Below are 16,520 nucleotides of genomic sequence, written 5' to 3' on the forward strand. Positions count from 1 at the left end.
TTTGCTCGAAGGAGGAGTTTAATGGGACGATTTAAATTAATGCTATCATTTCTTCTTTATATTTCTGTTTTGAGCCATGCCTTCTGTTCCACTGTGTTTTTAAAAGATGTCACCGGACAGATTATTCCTTTCGATAGCTTAAAAGGAAAATGGGTACTCCTTAATTATTGGGCAAGTTGGTGCCAACCCTGCCTAGATGAAATTGTTGAACTAAATCATTTTTATAAGAAAAACAAGGATAAGGTTGCTTTATTTGCTGTCAATTTTGATCTCATGCCCCTGCCTAGCCAAATTGCTTTAATCAGGAAATACAAAATTAGCTATCCTAGTTTACAATTTGATCCTGCCAGAGCTCTGGATTTAGGCGATATTCGTGGTGTTCCTGCGACCTTCGTTTTTAATCCTGACGGGAAACTTAGTACAACCTTGTATGGCGGGCAAACTGAGAAAAGCCTCAAAGAGGCTATACGCTAGACGCTGTTGGTTCTATGGTTAACTTAACTGCCCCTAGAATAAGTGTGCTTTTTGAGCCTGCGTTAATTTTATTTTCAAATACCAACCACCTTCATCGCTGGCTCTTTCGCTGACAATTGCTGCTAACTGATAAAGCTTTGCCCGCAATTTTGCGTCTGAAGGAGCAACATAGATTTCTTCTTCAATAATTGCACCCTCTAATTGGGTAGCAATTACCTCACAAAGCAAATCAAGCCCCTCTCCTGTTTTAGCTGATAGCCAAACCTTACAGCTATCTTCTTGCCAATCAATCTTCGGCAGCCAATCTTTTTGTAAATCAATTTTATTAAACACATGAATTATTGGAATTTCAGTTACCCCAATTTCGCTTAGCACTTGCTCTACTGCTATAACTGTATCCCGCCAAAAAGGATCTGCAATATCAATCACATGTAAAAGCAGATCAGCTTCTTCTGTTTCCTCCAAGGTCGCACGGAAGGCTTCGACTAATTGGTGTGGCAAATCACGAATAAAACCTACCGTATCAGTTAAAATAACGGATCCAGCTCCAGGCAAATCCAATTTACGCATGGTTGGATCGAGTGTAGCGAACAGCTGATCCGCAACATAAATCTGTTCGCCTGTAAGCGCATTAAAAAGTGTTGATTTCCCAGCATTGGTATAACCTACCAAAGAAACTGTTGGGAGTGCTGCCTTCTGTCTTGCGCGTCGGTTCTGATCACGACTGCGCCTGACCTTTTCTAGGCGCTTATTAATTGATTTAATTCGCTCTCTTAGCAACCTGCGATCAGTCTCTAACTGTGTCTCTCCGGGGCCCCTCAGGCCAATACCCCCTTTTTGTCGCTCCAAATGTGTCCAGCCACGAATTAGACGTGTTGAGATATGTTGGAGCTGCGCCAATTCTACCTGCAATTTTCCTTCGAAAGTTCGGGCTCTTTGGGCAAAAATATCGAGGATTAAGCCACTTCGATCAACTACCCGGCATTGGAACAAACGCTCCAAATTTCGCTCTTGAGATGGCGATAATTCGTGATTGACGAGAACAAGCTCAGCATTATGGGCAGCAACCAGCTCTTGAATTTCTTCAGCCTTGCCTAAGCCAACATAATACTTTGCCTCGGGAGTTGCGCGAGCGCCTACCACACAAGCCATTATCTCTGCTTGAGCAGATAGAGCTAGCTCCTTAAATTCGGACAATGCTTTTTCAGCATCGACCCCAGGTAACGCCAACTGAACTAATATGGCGCGCTCGCCACCTTGTGGACGTTCAAACAAAGACTTTTCCAATGACAAGAAAAACGCTAGTCTGCCATATTTCCATCATCCTCACCAGCATCCATAGATGGTAATTTAACGGGCCTGGAAGGAACAACTGTTGATATGGCATGTTTGTATACCATCTGAGTCACTGAGTTTTTTAGCATCAGAACATATTGGTCAAAGGAATCAACAACCCCATGTAATTTAATACCATTAACCAAAAATACTGATACTGGAATCTTTTCTTTACGGAGTTCGTTTAGAAAAGGGTCTTGTAAGAGATGTATTTTAGACATTGCCTACTCCTTATTATTATTTTATTAAGGCAACAACATTCATAATTGTAATCGTCTCTATTCTGTAAAACTTTATAGTAGTTTGATAATTATTTTTACATTTTTTAATTGGCTTTAACGTCCGTTCGGAATAAGAGTCGTTTAAAATCGAGAGAAATCAAAATAATCGAGGCAAAAGCGCCCAAAAAACGGAGGACTCGCAGTGCTAATTCGAGCATTTTTTGGCGCTTTTAACGAAGAGTACTTTGATTTATCGATGACTTTAAACGACTCTTATCCCGAATTGACGTTAAATTTAGGCTACCATTTCTCATTAGACCCTAGTAGGCTATACCGGCTTTTAGTTTTTATTTTATAAGGAGATGATATGACTAAGTTTGCCAAGGAATCATTAGTAGAGATGATACACCCCTCTTCACAAGTGAATCCTTATGATGCGTTGGTCAGCGATGGGAGTTCGCTGTTGGAAAGTGAAGAACATCTTGATAGTTTATCTTCGCATGAAAAAACTGCTCTGCTAACCAAGCTTATCTTAAACTGCCCACGGGAAAATCTTACTACCTTTGTAAATCTAAAGGGTAAATTGACTTCTACTTCAGAAGAGGCTTTTAAAAGCCATTGCCAAGAAACTTTGGTATTGCTCAATAATTTATTTGGAGAGGAACCTCATTTGCATTTAGGCCGAAACTTTAATTTTGATTTGATCCATGCCTACCCCAATTTGGTTGCTGCTGTATTTGACGGTAAAGATAGTTACTTTTTGTCGAATCTTAGGAACTCGCCTCGAAGTTCTCATTCAGCGATCTGTGCTACTTTAAGTATTCTCGCAAAATCGCCTAATAGAGAGCTATTTGGCCCCATATATACTCAATTCAGGGTACATGCTGAAGAAATGCAAGAGCAAAGCAGGCTGAATCCTGCTGAAGTTCCTAGTAGTTTACTTGCCCCACCGAATGCTCAGTCCTCATCAAGTCATGGTGAAGATCAGCCTCGTATTTCTCACGATACGCTCTCCTTTAGTTAATCGCTTACAGATGCCCTGATTTATTTAGGGCATCTGTAAAAACCAATCGCATTTAATTGTCAATGTGGTAGAATGTTGAACAAATTTATTTGAATATTATTCCCTAATGCTAAGAAAAACTACAATTGGCTTATTATCCGTTGCCTTGCTACCGTTTGGGTTTGCAGCTTCAGCTGCATTGTTTTTATTGCTGTTACCTGTTTTTGCCTTACTATTTCCGGTGACGGCATTAGGTGGTGCTATTGTTTCTGGGGGAAAGTTAGCCATTTTACTATTTGATGCTATTTTAGGTAAACCTGACCATCGAGGCACAAATACTATCTTTACTGCACGGAATATTTCCCTTGTAGTTACCCAGTTTTTATTTATTGCCCTGGCCTATATTCCTTCTGCTGCTATTATTGCAGCTGTTGCAGCAATCGTAGCGCCCTTATTATTTATAACTTCGGGTGTTCTTGCCTCCTACTATATGAGCAAGAGCTTTGTTGACTTTGTTGTGCCCCCTGTGGAGCCTGAGTATACCCTTATCGACGCTTTTTCTGAGAAGGCAATGATGCAAGTTTCTCGTGATAGTAAGGATGAAGCTGATATCAATGACAAGAGCATTTCTGTCGTTCAGCAAGAACCAAAGTCTAAGTCTTTAGACTTTTTTTCTAAATTTCGTCGTCATTTTGATTCTGAAGATGATTCTACTTTTAGTGCATCTAACAGTCCTTCCATGAGCTTAAGCAATAGTAAGAGTGATTAACGATATGCTCAAGATAGAGACAATACTGCTATTTATTTGAGATATTTCTTACAAATTGCTCATCGATTCTTGTTATGCTTATTTTAAGAGAATAGATATACTGTAAATATAAGGGATGACATGGATTGTCTGACAGGACGTCAACAATATGGACCAGCACAATGGATGTGCTTTGCCGCATGGATGCGGCTTTAACTTATTTCAGAGTTTATCTTCTTAAATTCAAAGCTTCTCCTTTAACGGTAATCTGTAACTTGATATGAGATTTCCCAAGTTCAATATATTGATGCTGGAACCCTATTTTCTGAGTTTTTCATAATTTGCCATCCTCTTCATACACAGCGCAGCCAAGTATCTCCGGGATTTACATAGACAGACTTCATTAGAATAATTGAATATAGGGACAAGAGGGGCCTGACCTGTTGCTGGTTCTCACATTAGGCAGAACAGTTTGTTTATTTTGGACTCTGCTTGTACCGTTTGGGCAGAAGAGTATAAGCATGTCTCGACAGTACTTACACTCAGAGCCCAAACAGAATAGCGAAGAAATTTCATTAAACTCTTGTCTTAAACATCAATGTTTTCAGCTTCAAGTGCATTAGTTTCAATGAACTCTCTACGTGGCTCAACATTATCACCCATTAAAGTAGTAAAGATCTCATCTGCTGCAACAGCATCTTCTATACTTACTTGCAACATACGTCTTACCTCTGGATCCATGGTAGTTTCCCATAATTGCTCTGGATTCATTTCACCAAGACCTTTATAGCGTTGTATTGTTTGGCCTCGCTTAGCTTCATCCAAAAGCCATTGCAGAGCTTGCTCAAAAGATTCAACAGCTTGTACCTTTTCACCACGTTTAACTTGGGCACCCTCTTCAACAAGGTTTGCCAGTTTAGCGCCCAGGTTAGTAAGTTCCTTATAATCCTTGGATATATAAAACTCAGGATTCAAGACAATTGAGTGATCACTACCGTGCTGTCTTATCGTTACTCGAGGCGAATAATTGCCATTTTCAGGATTGTGTATGATATCTACAAGATATTGCTGATTTTTACTAGCTAACTGCTGCAAACTCAAATCTAACTGTTTTAGCCAAGTGCTGATTTGCTCATGATTTTTGAAATCATCGCTTTGTAGAATCGGAAGGTAACTGATTCTTTTAAGTATTTCAGCATTATAGCGTCGTGCATGTCGTTTAATGATTTTTTCAACACGGCGATATTGCATAACCAGCTCTTCGAGAGCAAGCGCAGAAATAGAAGGTGCATCATTTGCAGGAAACAATTCTGCGCCATCTAATGCACTTTGAGTTAGATAATCATAAAGTGCTTCATCATCTTTAACATATTGCTCCTGCTTACCGCGCTTAACCTTATAGAGTGGGGGCTGTGCAATATAAATATAACCTCGCTCAATAAGCTCTGGGGTTTGTCTATAGAAGAAGGTTAAAAGCAGTGTGCGGATATGAGAGCCGTCGACATCGGCGTCGGTCATGATAATAATGCGGTGATAACGAATTTTCTCTGGGTCATATTCATCAGGTCCGATACCACAGCCGAGAGCCGTAATTAGTGTTGCAACTTCTTGTGAAGAAAGCATTTTATCGAAGCGTGCTTTTTCAACATTGAGAATCTTACCCTTAAGCGGCAGAATTGCCTGAAACTTTCTATCACGTCCCTGTTTTGCAGAACCGCCCGCAGAATCTCCCTCTACGATGTACAATTCGGAGTGTGCCGGATCTTTTTCTTGGCAATCAGCCAATTTGCCTGGTAGCCCTGCGATATCTAAAGCCCCTTTCCTTCTTGTCATCTCGCGTGCTTTGCGAGCTGCTTCCCTTGCTCTAGCTGCATCAATAATCTTACCAACGATTGATTTTGCGATTGCTGGGTTTTCTAAGAGAAAATCATTTAATTTTTCTGAAACGAAAGATTCTACAGCAGCTTTTACTTCTGATGAGACAAGCTTATCTTTAGTTTGCGATGAGAATTTTGGATCAGGAACTTTCACGGATAGAACTGCGGTTAATCCTTCACGCGCATCATCTCCAGTTGTTGTGATTTTCGCCTTTTTAGCAAAGCCTTCATTTTCAATATAGGAATTCAATGTTCTTGTAAGCGCAGCCCTAAAACCTGCCAAGTGAGTTCCGCCATCTCGTTGCGGAATATTGTTTGTGAAGCAGAAGATTGTTTCTTGGAAAGAGTCATTCCACTGTAAGGATAGGTCAACTGTAATATTATCTTTCTCGCCAGTAAGAGAAAAGACGATTGGCATAATCGGTGTTTTATTACGGTTAAGATGTTCCACGAAAGCTTTTATACCCCCTTCATAGCGGAAGGTATCCTGCCTTTGGCTTCGCTCATCATGAAGATGTATACAAACACCTGAATTCAAAAATGATAGCTCGCGCAAGCGCTTTGCCAGAATATCGTAATGAAACTCGATATTATTGAATGTATTCGCGCTTGGCTTAAACCAAACCTGTGTTCCTGTAGTTGTTGCGTCGCCTGTTACTGCTAGCGGCGCATCTGGAACACCATTGCGATAATGTTGCTCGTGCACTTTTCCGTGACGGCGAATAAGAAGATGCAATTCTTCAGATAGTGCATTTACAACTGAAATACCTACACCATGTAAACCGCCCGAAACTTTATAGGAGTTATCATCAAATTTTCCGCCAGCGTGCAAAATAGTCATAATAACTTCTGCCGCTGATCGGCCTTCTTCTTTATGGATATCAACTGGAATTCCGCGGCCATCATCCTTGACAGTTATTGATTCATCAGCATGAATAGTCACGTTAACCTCGTGACAATAACCTGCCAATGCTTCGTCAATTGAGTTATCGACAACTTCAAAGACCATATGATGCAAGCCAGTTCCATCATCAGTATCACCAATGTACATTCCTGGACGTTTTCTGACTGCATCCAGGCCTTTTAAAACTTTGATGTTCGACGAATCATAACTAGCGTCTACGCTCATATAGAACCCTCTTTACCTAAGCACTTTGCAAAAGATCCATTATAGCACTAGTCTTCATGCTTTTATATGATTGGCTCCGGTTTGTTATCCATCATTGATAAATGTTTCACGTGAAACATTCAATCTTTAAGGTGGGAAGTTAGCAGCAGGGATGCGCTCCTGGTTAGCGTTGGATTCATCAACTTGTTTCTTTGTAGTTGTAGTCGATTGAATCAGGGTTGATGGACTTGATGCAAGGCTTGGTAAAAATCGTAAATCAGGTAAATCAGCCTCCCTAATGGCAGCTGCAATCATTTTTTTATAATAATCAGCTAATAGATCATAGGTATCACGCTCGATCTTGTGTAACAAATGCTGGGGATTATCTTTATAAGATTGTAAGAGCTCTAATTGCATATCAAGTTGATGAGCAACACTGATCTTTAGGTTTGCATACATACCATAATCTTTTAAATTTCTAACAGCTGTATCCTCTGGTAAATAATTAATTGTCCTACACCATTGCCCCCATGAGTCAACAACTAAACAGCCTTTACCCCAGGAGCTAACATCATCCAGTTGACCAGCTCTATTCAAAGCAACAGATTCATGGCTACCACCATTTATTGCTTTAAATTGAATACATTCAATCTCTTTGGCTCTTTCTAAGCCTAGCAATTTAAAAAATGCCAGGCTTACAAGAATAGCGTGTTCTTGACAACCATTAGTACCACTAGCAGTGGCCCTCAAAACTGCGGAACAGATCGCCTCAAAACGAGTAATATTGACAATAACCCGATTCATGTTCGCCAGAAGAATAGCTTTCTCTTTATTAAATGTTGCTAATTGCTCGCTTGATAATAATTTCATTGCCTCTTTTAAATTTTGAGCTTCATTTTTTTGTGATTGTGACACAAGTAAGCTAAGTCTTGTCTCAACCACATCAACCATCGTCGAAAAAGAGCCAAAAGCATTTTTTCGTGCTTGTTGATCACTATTAGTTAGCTTTGAATTTAAAAATTTGATTAGAGCAGTAACAGTATCTAAATCTAAAATCATTATATTCTTCTTAAATAGTAATATTAAAAGACTTTATTATACACAGATTTAAAAAATATTAATCATTAAGACTAAAAATAAGATGTGGATGCTGACTAAGTTTAATTGCAATGGAATCCTTATTAATTGCTGTAATAAAGAACTGCCCTTCTAAGGTAAAGATAAGCTCAAATAAGCGATCAAGATGGGCATTATCTAATTCAGCTGTTAAGTCATCAAAAAGAAAGGTACAAGGTTTACCCATTAAAACAGTTTGAGCGAGTTTAATCGCAATTAAGATTATTTTTTGCTGCCCTCGTGAAAGGAATTGTTTTGCTTTTAAATGATGGGAATCAATCAAAATATCAGCTTGATGCGGTCCATAATGAGTATATTGTCTCTGAAGGTCTGAATCATGACTTTCAATCAATATTTTAGCCAACTCTTTATTTGTCCCTTTTCTGTCCCAACCTTTGTAGTAACCTATATCACAATCAATATCAGTTAATTGTTGTAATATCCTTTTAAACTCATCTTGCAACTGTGAAAAATAACCAGAACGAAAGTTATCAAGATTTAAAGCTAACTCAGAAATTATTTTATTCCAGGGCTCAAAATATCTTAATTGGGCCTTTTGTCGTAATAGTGCATTACGCTGTTTTAACGCTCTTTTATATTCTTTTAGAAGGTTATGGTAGGAAGGTTCCACGTGAAACAATCCCCAATCCAATAAACTACGCCTCACAGAGGGTCCAGCATCAATAATTTGAAAAAGATCCTGATAAAAAACCTGGCAAGGCAAAAAATAAGCGAGTTCACTGGTTGTTTGACAAGGATAAGAATTTAATCGAACCTGCGTTGCTGAGGTTAAGGATTTTTGAATACTTATCGATTGTTCGTCATTGGTGCGAGCAAAGACTGTTAATTGATCCTTATCATGGCTAACTAGGGGGGAAATTTCACGAGTTCGAAAGGAATGACCGCTACCTAAGAGATAGATTGCTTCTAAAAATGAAGTTTTGCCCGAGCCATTAGCACCAATAATTAGATTGAGATGAGGATGAAAATTATAACGAGCAGAACGGATGTTACGAAGATTTTGTATCTGCAGTTGCGCAAGTGTCATAATTTCATTGGCATAATGATGTATTGATAAAGCTCGTCCTGCAAAGACTCAACTAAAATACTGGAATCAGTATTTGACATTGATAAGCGAACAAGCCCCTCACCAACAAAATTTAACACATCAAGCAAGTAGCTAGCATTAATACCAATTTTCAACTCACCACCATCAATATGCGCTTCTAAGGATTCAATAGCTTCTTCTTGTTCTTGATTATTAGCAATAAGAGTCAAAGAATTTGCTTGCAGATGCAATAAAACTGCACGCGATTTTTCATGGGCTAAAATAACAATGCGAGAAAGAGCACGTTTTAGTAAATCTCGATCAATAAGAACGAACTTATCTTGCTCACGGGGTATTGCTTTAGCATAAGGAGGAAAGCGTGCCTCGATTAATCGCGATTGGAAGCTATATTCAGCAGTAGCTAGCCTAAAATGATTTTTTCCTGCTGAAATAGCTACCTGCTCATCACTCACATTATTTAATAATCTCAGCATTTCCTGTACGCCTTTTTTTGGCAAAAGAAAACGATTATGAGAAAAAGAAAGCTCAGAGGGTAGTTTTGCCACAGCCATACGATGCCCATCTGTTGCAACAGCAGTAATAGTCTGGGCATCAAGCTCGAGCAATAAACCATTCAAAAACATTCGAACATCATTTTGAGACATAGCAAAATGAGTAGATTGCAAAAGATGAATTAAGGATTGGCGGGAGACAGAAAACTCAACCTCACTTAACTCATTTTCAGCGGAGGGGAAATCATCAGCAGACAAGGTTGCAAGTTTAAACTGGCTTCGGCCAGCTTTTATAACTACGGTATCCGATTTAAGACTAATTGTTGGAGTTGCCTCATCATCTAGTGAACGTATGATATCAATAAATTTTTTAGCAGGAACAGTAATTTTTCCCGATACTTGAGTAGCAACACAGTTAACGCGAGCAGTAATTTCCATTTCCAAATCGGTTGCACTAAGCACCAACTGATTGTCATTAATACCTAATAAAATATTAGATAAAATCGCTAAGGATTGCTTCTTATCAACAGCCCCTGCAACTGTTAACAGGGGGGTAAGTAATTGCTCTTTTGCAAGTGTCAACTCAAACATAATTAGTCTCAAAATCAAGAAGATAGGGTACGCATAAGATTCTTATAATCTTCAGCAAAATCGTTATCATCCTGTATTAATTCCTTAACCTTACGGCAAGCATGAATAACAGTAGTATGATCACGGCCACCAAAATGATCACCAATTTCTGGTAAACTGTGGTTAGTTAGTTCCTTAGCTAAAGCCATAGCCATTTGCCTTGGTCGTGCAATAGAACGACTGCGTCTTTTCGACAATAAATCAGCCACTTTGACCTTATAATACTCAGCTACGGTCTTCTGGATATTCTCAATCGTAACAAGCTTATCCTGTAAAGCAAGCAAATCACGTAAGGCTTCATGAACAAATTCAATAGTTATAGGTTTGCCCGTGAAATGCGCATTAGCTATTACACGCCGTAAAGCACCTTCTAATTCACGAACATTAGAACGAATACGTTTAGCAATAAAGAAGGCTACTTCATAAGGAAGCTCAATATTCGATTGCTCAGCCTTAGAAATAAGAATCGCAACTCGAGTTTCAAGCTCAGGAGGCTCGACAGCAACCGTCAATCCCCATCCAAAACGTGATTTTAAGCGCTCTTCCATGCCCTCTATCTCTTTTGGATAACGATCACTAGTAAGAATAATTTGCTGCTGACCTTCTAGTAGGGCATTAAAAGTATGGAAAAATTCTTCCTGAGACCTATCTTTTCCAGCAAAAAATTGAATATCGTCAATAAGCAAAGCATTAAGCGAACGATAAAAACGTTTGAATTCGTTAATTGAGTTAGTTTGCAATGCCTTAACCATATCGGCAACAAAACGCTCTGAATGAAGATATAAAACCTTTGCCTCAGGATTGTTCTTGAGAATAGTATTACCGATCGCATGCATGAGATGAGTTTTACCCAGGCCAACCCCTCCGTAGATAAACAAGGGGTTGTAAGCATCACCAGGTCGCTCAGCAACCTGCCATGAAGCAGCACGGGCTAATTGGTTTGAGTTTCCTTCAACAAAACTATCAAATATAAATTTCTTATTAAGATAGCTATTTTTATAATCAGCAGTTTTCTTAGATATTGGTTTAGAAATAGTTTCAGGTACTTTCACAGACGGGGTTTCTATATGTGTTGGGTCAGCAGCCTTGCTACCAATGTTTATACTGAGTAAGGAAAAAGCGTCACCGCCAATTTGACTCACAATTTCTTTTATACGTGTATAAAAATTTCGCTTAACCCAATCGACAACAAAACGATTAGGCGCAAGCAAAACCAGTCCATTATCATGGACTTCAGCTTGTAAAGGGCGCAACCAAGTATTGAATTGTTGTGGGGGGTATTCTTCTTCCAAAAGATCCCGACACTTCTTCCAAACATCTTCAGACACAAAAACTCCTCATACAAATAAAAGTATGAAAACATAATCAACGCTGGAGGCTAAATCAGATAATTGAGCCAGCTAAAAAACCGCATTAAGAAAAGCCGCAAATCCCTAAAGATTTACCATATCAATCATAGGAACTGCAATGTAGATTAAAACTTTGTCAAACGAAATGCTCTCACAGAAAATCTATGTATTAGCTTCCCCTAGACTGCAAAGCGTACAGAATAAATCTTCTTATCCTTTATGAGATAGGGCGAGGATTTTACTTTCAGGCTTCGTTGTCAAATTTCAGAGGAAAACTCATCTAGCTAGGAATTGGATTAAAAAAAACCAAAACTTTGTTAAAGAGAACTGTCATTATACGCAGCTAATAAGAAAAAAACAGAGTTATCCACAGTTCAAACAAAAAATTTTAGTTTTTAAAACTGAAAACAGCAAAAATAAAAGAGGGCTAAATAACGTCAGTTATGGTTAAAACTCACTTGAAAACAAGAGAACTTTAATTTATCGAAAATCTTAAATGAGCCACAACTGACATAAATAAGAAACTATGGATAACCAGCTTATAAACTCGGGATTAAGATCTGGATAAATCACAAAGAGATAATTGTTCTAGAAGATATTCAGAGGAAAACAGGCAGTTAAACAACCTTTATAAACAAGAAGACATATTATATAACTTATTGTTTTTGATTAAAAAAACAAAAATATCAACAGTAAATCAAAGCTATATAATAAGAATAGATCTATATAAAATATTATTTAATTATATTTAGAGCGTATTCGCGGTAAGAATTATTTACCATCAAAAGAAACCAGAAAAATGCGCAGGACTAGGAGGCTAGTACGAACATTTTTAGGCCTATTAACAGATCTCTTCGACTTTTTGAAGATTCGTACTCCCAAACAAGGGTTATTAAAGGTTTTCAACTAAAAACACAGCAAAACAAAAAACATTTGTGATAGCAAACTGAAGCTACAAGTCCTGGGCTGAAAATACTAAGCTGTGGGTAATCCTATAAATACCTTGATATAAATAGTGGATATTTTGATGGGCATAACTTCATTATCTAAGTTATTAATGTCTAATTAATAGTAGTTTACAGAGGTATTTAACAAGAATTAAAGTTATTAACTTATTGTTTTTAAATTATTTTAGTAAGTTATTAACAGTAATTAAGCTGCTATATAATAAAAATCAAATAAACTTTTATATTTTTATTTTTATTATCTGCCAGCAAAAAAAACTTCTGTCCAAAGAGCGCATTGTTTGACAGCAGATGTAAAGTTTTCTATCATTGCCAACCTCAAAATTTAATTAACAACAGGTTCATCATGAAACGCACTTTCCAACCCAGTAACTTAAAGCGTAAACGGGATCATGGTTTTCGTCAGCGTATGGCGACACGCGGTGGTCGTTTAGTATTGAAACGTCGTCGTGCTAAAGGTCGTAAGCGTTTATCAGCTTAAGTGAATTGTTTTAGCAAAACGCGGCGCTTGTTAAAGAAAAGTGATTACGATCATGTCTTTGAGCAAGCAAAAAAAACGGTAACCCCAGAGTTTATTATTTTGCACCGCGCAAATACTTTGGGGCACGCCAGACTTGGCTTGGCCCTGTCAAAGAAAGCAATACCTAAAGCGCATGACCGAAATCGCATAAAGCGCCTTTTGCGCGAGAATTTCCGTACCACTCGCTTACCTGCTATCGACATGATATTTTTAGCAAAACGAGGTGTGGCAGAAGTTGAAAACAAGACAATTATTGCGAGATTGGATAAAACATGGGACAAATTAACCGTTTTATACGCAATTTGATTTGCTTCCCAATAGTTTTATACCGATTGCTACTAAGTCCTATCATCCAACCTTGTTGCCGCTACTATCCGAGTTGTTCGCAATATGCCCTTGCAGCAATAAAAAACTACGGTGTGTTCAAAGGCGGATGGTTGGCTGTGCGCCGTTTATTACGATGTCATCCTTGGGCCGAGGGTGGCTATGATCCAGTATCACCTAACGAAGAGAAGCTTTGATGGATATACGACGTGTAGTTTTATATGCAGCGCTTGCGCTGGTAGTTTATTCCTTATGGACTAGTTGGCAGCATGATTATCCGCCAAGACCACAGCCAATTACTCAAAATTCAAATATCGCTGCTGCATCTGCCAAAGATGACGGTCTATTGCCTAATCTCTCAAATAGTTCGAACAATCAAACAACAGAAATTAAGCCCATTAATACGGCTGAAGAGACAGGCACGAGTTCGTCAGCGCAGGTTATCAAAATTAAGACAGATGTTCTTGATTTGGCTATTGATTTACGACATGGGGACATCGTTGAGGCCCAGTTGCTTGATTATCCTGTAAGCGTCGAAGAAAAGAACAAACCATTTACTCTCTTGCAAAATCAGACTCAAGAACGTTACGTAGCTAATAGTAGCTTGTTTACGAATGCAAATCAGGTTACGAAAAATATTGATTTTGGTTTTAGAGCTACACAACAGCAATATCAAATGACTCCTGGAGAGAAAACATTAACAGTTGTCTTAACTGGCAAAACAGCTGATGGCCTTGATGTTAAAAAAGAATTTGTATTTACCAAAGGCAGTTACCTGATTCAGATGAGATATCTGATCGATAATCAAGGAACAGCTGCTTGGCAAGGTTATATGAATACCCAGCTTTTAAGAAGTTCTCCACAAGAAGATAAATCGAGCATGTTCCAGGTAGGTTCTTACACTGGCGCCTCCTACTCAAACCCTGGTGTACATCGCTATCAAAAAGTTAATTTTAAAGACATGACCAAGTCAAACCTCTCTGCTGATGCAAAAGGGGGATGGGTTGCTATGCAGCAACACTATTTTGTTAGTGCATGGATACCAAACCAAGATAGCTCTAACATGTTTTATACTCGCTATGCTGATGAAGATTACACAATCGGCGTGGTAACCCAGCCAATAACTGTTGCTCCGGGGAGTCAAAAAGAAATCGGCGCAAGCTTATACATCGGGCCAGAAGTTACATCTAGCCTGAAAGAAATTGCTCCTGGCCTTGATTTGACAGTTGATTACGGGATTCTGTGGTTTTTATCATCACTGCTATTTTCATTGATGAGGGCAATACATTCCGTTGTTAATAACTGGGGTTGGTCTATTGTACTGGTTACTGTGCTAGTAAAACTTGCCTTCTACCGATTGTCAGCATCGAGTTATAAATCAATGGCGGGTATGCGCAAATTACAGCCCAAACTACAAGCACTACGTGAGCGCTATGGTGATGATAAAGCAAAAATGAGCCAGGCAACCATGGAGTTATACCGCCAGGAAAAAGTAAATCCTTTAGGTGGCTGTTTACCTATTATTATTCAGATTCCTGTCTTTATCGCGCTTTACTGGGTATTGTTGGAAAGTGTTGAACTGAGACAAGCCCCTTTCATTTTCTGGATAAAGGACTTAGCAGTTGCTGATCCTTTCCATGTTCTGCCAGTCATTATGGGCGCTACTATGCTGATTCAGCAAAGATTAAACCCAGCACCTCCAGATCCGATGCAGGCTAAAATAATGATGTTTTTACCCATCCTGTTTACTGGTCTGTTCTGGAATTTCCCCGCAGGTCTGGTTCTTTACTGGATAGTGAACAATACACTGTCAATTCTGCAGCAATGGTATATCACCAGAAAATACAGTGAAGATGACAAATCTAATAAAGCTCTTGCTTCAGCTAAATAAATGCAAGAAGAAACAATAGTTGCAATTGCCACTCCACCCGGTCGCGGTGGAGTGGGTATTATCCGCCTTTCAGGCCCCCTTGCTCACTCAATTGCTCTACAACTGAATGGCAATAAGGCCTTAACCCCACGCCTTGCTAATTATGGTCCCTTTTACAACCGCCAGAATGAAATTATTGATAAGGGACTAATAATCTTCTTCAAAGCTCCTCATTCCTTTACTGGGGAAGATATTGTCGAATTTCAAGGTCATGGGTCCCCCTTTGTCTTAGATAGTTTGCTTAAGGAATGCACAACCCTTGGAGCCAGACTCGCAAGACCTGGAGAGTTTTCTGAACGAGCCTTCCTAAACGATAAAATGGATTTAACACAAGCAGAGGCTATTGCCGATCTGATTCACGCAAGCTCGGAAACAGCTGCGCGAATGGCAGTTAAATCCCTACAAGGGGAATTTTCAAAAAAAATTAATGAGATCAGCGAAAAGCTAATTTATTTACGGCTATATGTTGAGGCAGCAATAGATTTTCCTGAAGAAGAAATTGACTTTTTAAGTGATGGTAAGGTCGCTGGTATGCTTACGGGCATTTTGCAAGCATTGGAAGCAATCCGTTTGAATGCCTCGCAAGGTGCAATGATGCGAGAGGGTCTTTCTGTGGTTATCGCTGGCCGACCTAACGCAGGTAAATCAACTCTTATTAATTGCCTTGCTGGCCGAGATGTTGCAATTGTTACCGATGTAGCTGGAACAACACGCGATGTCATGCGCGAACATATTTTGCTTGATGATATTCCGCTGCATGTGGTCGATACAGCCGGTTTAAGAGATAGTGACGATTTGGTTGAGAAAGAAGGAATCAAGCGTGCATGGCAGGAAGTCAGTCGTGCGGATTGTCTGTTAATCATAAGTGATATAAATAGCGCGGAAACCAATATTGAGTTGAATGAGACAATTCGCAAAGCTCTGCCTCAATCAGTACCTATTATTCAGGTGTTTAATAAAATCGATTCCTGCAATATTGGGCCTAAGATAGAAATGAACGCCGTTTATCTTTCCGCAAAACAGGGAATTGGTATTGATTTATTGAAAGATAAAATCAAAAAAGCAGTGGGTTATCAACCCGCAGAAGGTCAATTTTTAGCTAGAAGACGTCATTTGCAAGCCTTAGATCTGGCGAAAGAATTACTATTAGCTGGACAAGAGCAACTGAGAGGTCAACGTGCTGGTGAGTTATTGGCAGAAGATTTACGCCTTGCGCATCAATCCCTTTGCGAGATTACTGGTGAATTTAGTTCTGATGACTTATTAGGACGAATTTTTTCCAGTTTTTGTATAGGCAAATAAGTAAATATCTATCTTAAGTTAACGTCAGTTATGGATAAAGGCATTTCTATCCGTTCGC

At 39.0% G+C, this 16,520-nt stretch carries 15 protein-coding genes; 8 read left to right on the plus strand and 7 right to left on the minus strand.

The window, feature by feature from the left end; genetic code table 11:
• Window positions 1–21 precede the first annotated feature (21 nt).
• On the plus strand, window positions 22–474 hold the full coding sequence (locus BN1094_RS02070; protein WP_043872751.1) for a TlpA family protein disulfide reductase: 453 nt from the start codon (window positions 22–24) through the stop codon (window positions 472–474).
• A gap of 33 nt (window positions 475–507) precedes the next feature.
• On the opposite strand, the gene hflX is transcribed toward BN1094_RS02070, so the two are convergent.
• A complete protein-coding gene (gene hflX / locus BN1094_RS02075) occupies window positions 508–1,749 on the minus strand; it encodes a ribosome rescue GTPase HflX (protein ID WP_043872752.1) in 1,242 nt (413 codons plus the stop codon).
• Window positions 1,750–1,775: 26 nt separating this feature from the next.
• Window positions 1,776–2,030: an RNA chaperone Hfq gene (gene hfq, locus BN1094_RS02080; protein WP_043872753.1), complete on the minus strand. Its 255-nt coding sequence runs from the start codon at window positions 2,028–2,030 to the stop codon at window positions 1,776–1,778.
• A gap of 367 nt (window positions 2,031–2,397) precedes the next feature.
• Here hfq and BN1094_RS02085 point away from each other — a divergent pair, with 367 nt between their 5' ends.
• Both BN1094_RS02085 and BN1094_RS02090 read left to right on the plus strand, forming a co-directional pair.
• Window positions 2,398–3,054, plus strand: a complete 657-nt coding sequence (locus BN1094_RS02085; RefSeq protein ID WP_043872754.1) for a hypothetical protein — start codon at window positions 2,398–2,400, stop codon at window positions 3,052–3,054.
• Window positions 3,055–3,160: 106 nt separating this feature from the next.
• Window positions 3,161–3,802: a hypothetical protein gene (locus tag BN1094_RS02090; protein WP_043872755.1), complete on the plus strand. Its 642-nt coding sequence runs from the start codon at window positions 3,161–3,163 to the stop codon at window positions 3,800–3,802.
• Between the two features lie 567 nt (window positions 3,803–4,369).
• Here BN1094_RS02090 and gyrB read toward each other — a convergent pair.
• The 5 genes from gyrB to dnaA form a co-directional block, all read right to left on the minus strand.
• Window positions 4,370–6,787: a DNA topoisomerase (ATP-hydrolyzing) subunit B gene (gene gyrB, locus BN1094_RS02095; protein ID WP_043872756.1), complete on the minus strand. Its 2,418-nt coding sequence runs from the start codon at window positions 6,785–6,787 to the stop codon at window positions 4,370–4,372.
• A 126-nt stretch (window positions 6,788–6,913) separates the two neighbouring features.
• On the minus strand, window positions 6,914–7,825 hold the full coding sequence (locus BN1094_RS02100; protein WP_043872757.1) for a hypothetical protein: 912 nt from the start codon (window positions 7,823–7,825) through the stop codon (window positions 6,914–6,916).
• A 58-nt stretch (window positions 7,826–7,883) separates the two neighbouring features.
• Window positions 7,884–8,930, minus strand: a complete 1,047-nt coding sequence (recF, locus tag BN1094_RS02105; protein ID WP_043872758.1) for a DNA replication/repair protein RecF — start codon at window positions 8,928–8,930, stop codon at window positions 7,884–7,886.
• Window positions 8,927–10,033 (minus strand): DNA polymerase III subunit beta, encoded by a 1,107-nt coding sequence (gene dnaN, locus BN1094_RS02110; protein WP_043872759.1) that lies wholly within the window; start codon window positions 10,031–10,033, stop codon window positions 8,927–8,929. Before dnaN ends, recF begins: the two co-directional genes overlap by 4 nt.
• A 14-nt stretch (window positions 10,034–10,047) precedes the next feature.
• Window positions 10,048–11,400, minus strand: a complete 1,353-nt coding sequence (dnaA, locus tag BN1094_RS02115; RefSeq protein WP_043872760.1) for a chromosomal replication initiator protein DnaA — start codon at window positions 11,398–11,400, stop codon at window positions 10,048–10,050.
• 1,332 nt (window positions 11,401–12,732) lie between these two features.
• Between dnaA and rpmH the strand changes: the two genes are divergently transcribed.
• The 5 genes from rpmH to mnmE are packed head-to-tail and all read left to right on the plus strand — an operon-like array spanning window position 12,733 to window position 16,462.
• Complete coding sequence (rpmH, locus tag BN1094_RS19110; protein WP_019215662.1) at window positions 12,733–12,867, plus strand: 50S ribosomal protein L34; 135 nt, start codon at window positions 12,733–12,735, stop codon at window positions 12,865–12,867.
• Window positions 12,868–13,212, plus strand: a complete 345-nt coding sequence (gene rnpA, locus BN1094_RS02120; protein ID WP_043872761.1) for a ribonuclease P protein component — start codon at window positions 12,868–12,870, stop codon at window positions 13,210–13,212.
• On the plus strand, window positions 13,179–13,427 hold the full coding sequence (gene yidD / locus BN1094_RS19115; protein ID WP_081934937.1) for a membrane protein insertion efficiency factor YidD: 249 nt from the start codon (window positions 13,179–13,181) through the stop codon (window positions 13,425–13,427). Before rnpA ends, yidD begins: the two co-directional genes overlap by 34 nt.
• A complete protein-coding gene (gene yidC, locus BN1094_RS02125) occupies window positions 13,427–15,121 on the plus strand; it encodes a membrane protein insertase YidC (RefSeq protein ID WP_043872762.1) in 1,695 nt (564 codons plus the stop codon). The genes yidD and yidC overlap by 1 nt, the downstream gene beginning before the upstream one ends.
• A complete protein-coding gene (mnmE, locus tag BN1094_RS02130; RefSeq protein WP_043872763.1) occupies window positions 15,122–16,462 on the plus strand; it encodes a tRNA uridine-5-carboxymethylaminomethyl(34) synthesis GTPase MnmE in 1,341 nt (446 codons plus the stop codon). It begins immediately after the preceding gene.
• Window positions 16,463–16,520 lie beyond the last annotated feature (58 nt).

The organism is Legionella massiliensis (assembly GCF_000756815.1).
Lineage (GTDB): Bacteria > Pseudomonadota > Gammaproteobacteria > Legionellales > Legionellaceae > Tatlockia > Tatlockia massiliensis.

Excerpts from the sequence above, each read along its gene's own strand:
- dnaN (WP_043872759.1), bottom strand. The coding sequence starts at position 10,033 with ATGTTTGAGTTGACACTTGCAAAAGAGCAATTACTTACCCCCCTGTTA.
- rpmH (WP_019215662.1), top strand. The coding sequence starts at position 12,733 with ATGAAACGCACTTTCCAACCCAGTAACTTAAAGCGTAAACGGGATCAT.
- yidC (WP_043872762.1), top strand. The coding sequence starts at position 13,427 with ATGGATATACGACGTGTAGTTTTATATGCAGCGCTTGCGCTGGTAGTT.
- mnmE (WP_043872763.1), top strand. The coding sequence starts at position 15,122 with ATGCAAGAAGAAACAATAGTTGCAATTGCCACTCCACCCGGTCGCGGT.
- BN1094_RS02070 (WP_043872751.1), top strand. The coding sequence starts at position 22 with ATGGGACGATTTAAATTAATGCTATCATTTCTTCTTTATATTTCTGTT.
- BN1094_RS02085 (WP_043872754.1), top strand. The coding sequence starts at position 2,398 with ATGACTAAGTTTGCCAAGGAATCATTAGTAGAGATGATACACCCCTCT.
- BN1094_RS02090 (WP_043872755.1), top strand. The coding sequence starts at position 3,161 with ATGCTAAGAAAAACTACAATTGGCTTATTATCCGTTGCCTTGCTACCG.
- hfq (WP_043872753.1), bottom strand. The coding sequence starts at position 2,030 with ATGTCTAAAATACATCTCTTACAAGACCCTTTTCTAAACGAACTCCGT.
- BN1094_RS02100 (WP_043872757.1), bottom strand. The coding sequence starts at position 7,825 with ATGATTTTAGATTTAGATACTGTTACTGCTCTAATCAAATTTTTAAAT.
- yidD (WP_081934937.1), top strand. The coding sequence starts at position 13,179 with ATGGGACAAATTAACCGTTTTATACGCAATTTGATTTGCTTCCCAATA.
- gyrB (WP_043872756.1), bottom strand. The coding sequence starts at position 6,787 with ATGAGCGTAGACGCTAGTTATGATTCGTCGAACATCAAAGTTTTAAAA.
- recF (WP_043872758.1), bottom strand. The coding sequence starts at position 8,930 with ATGACACTTGCGCAACTGCAGATACAAAATCTTCGTAACATCCGTTCT.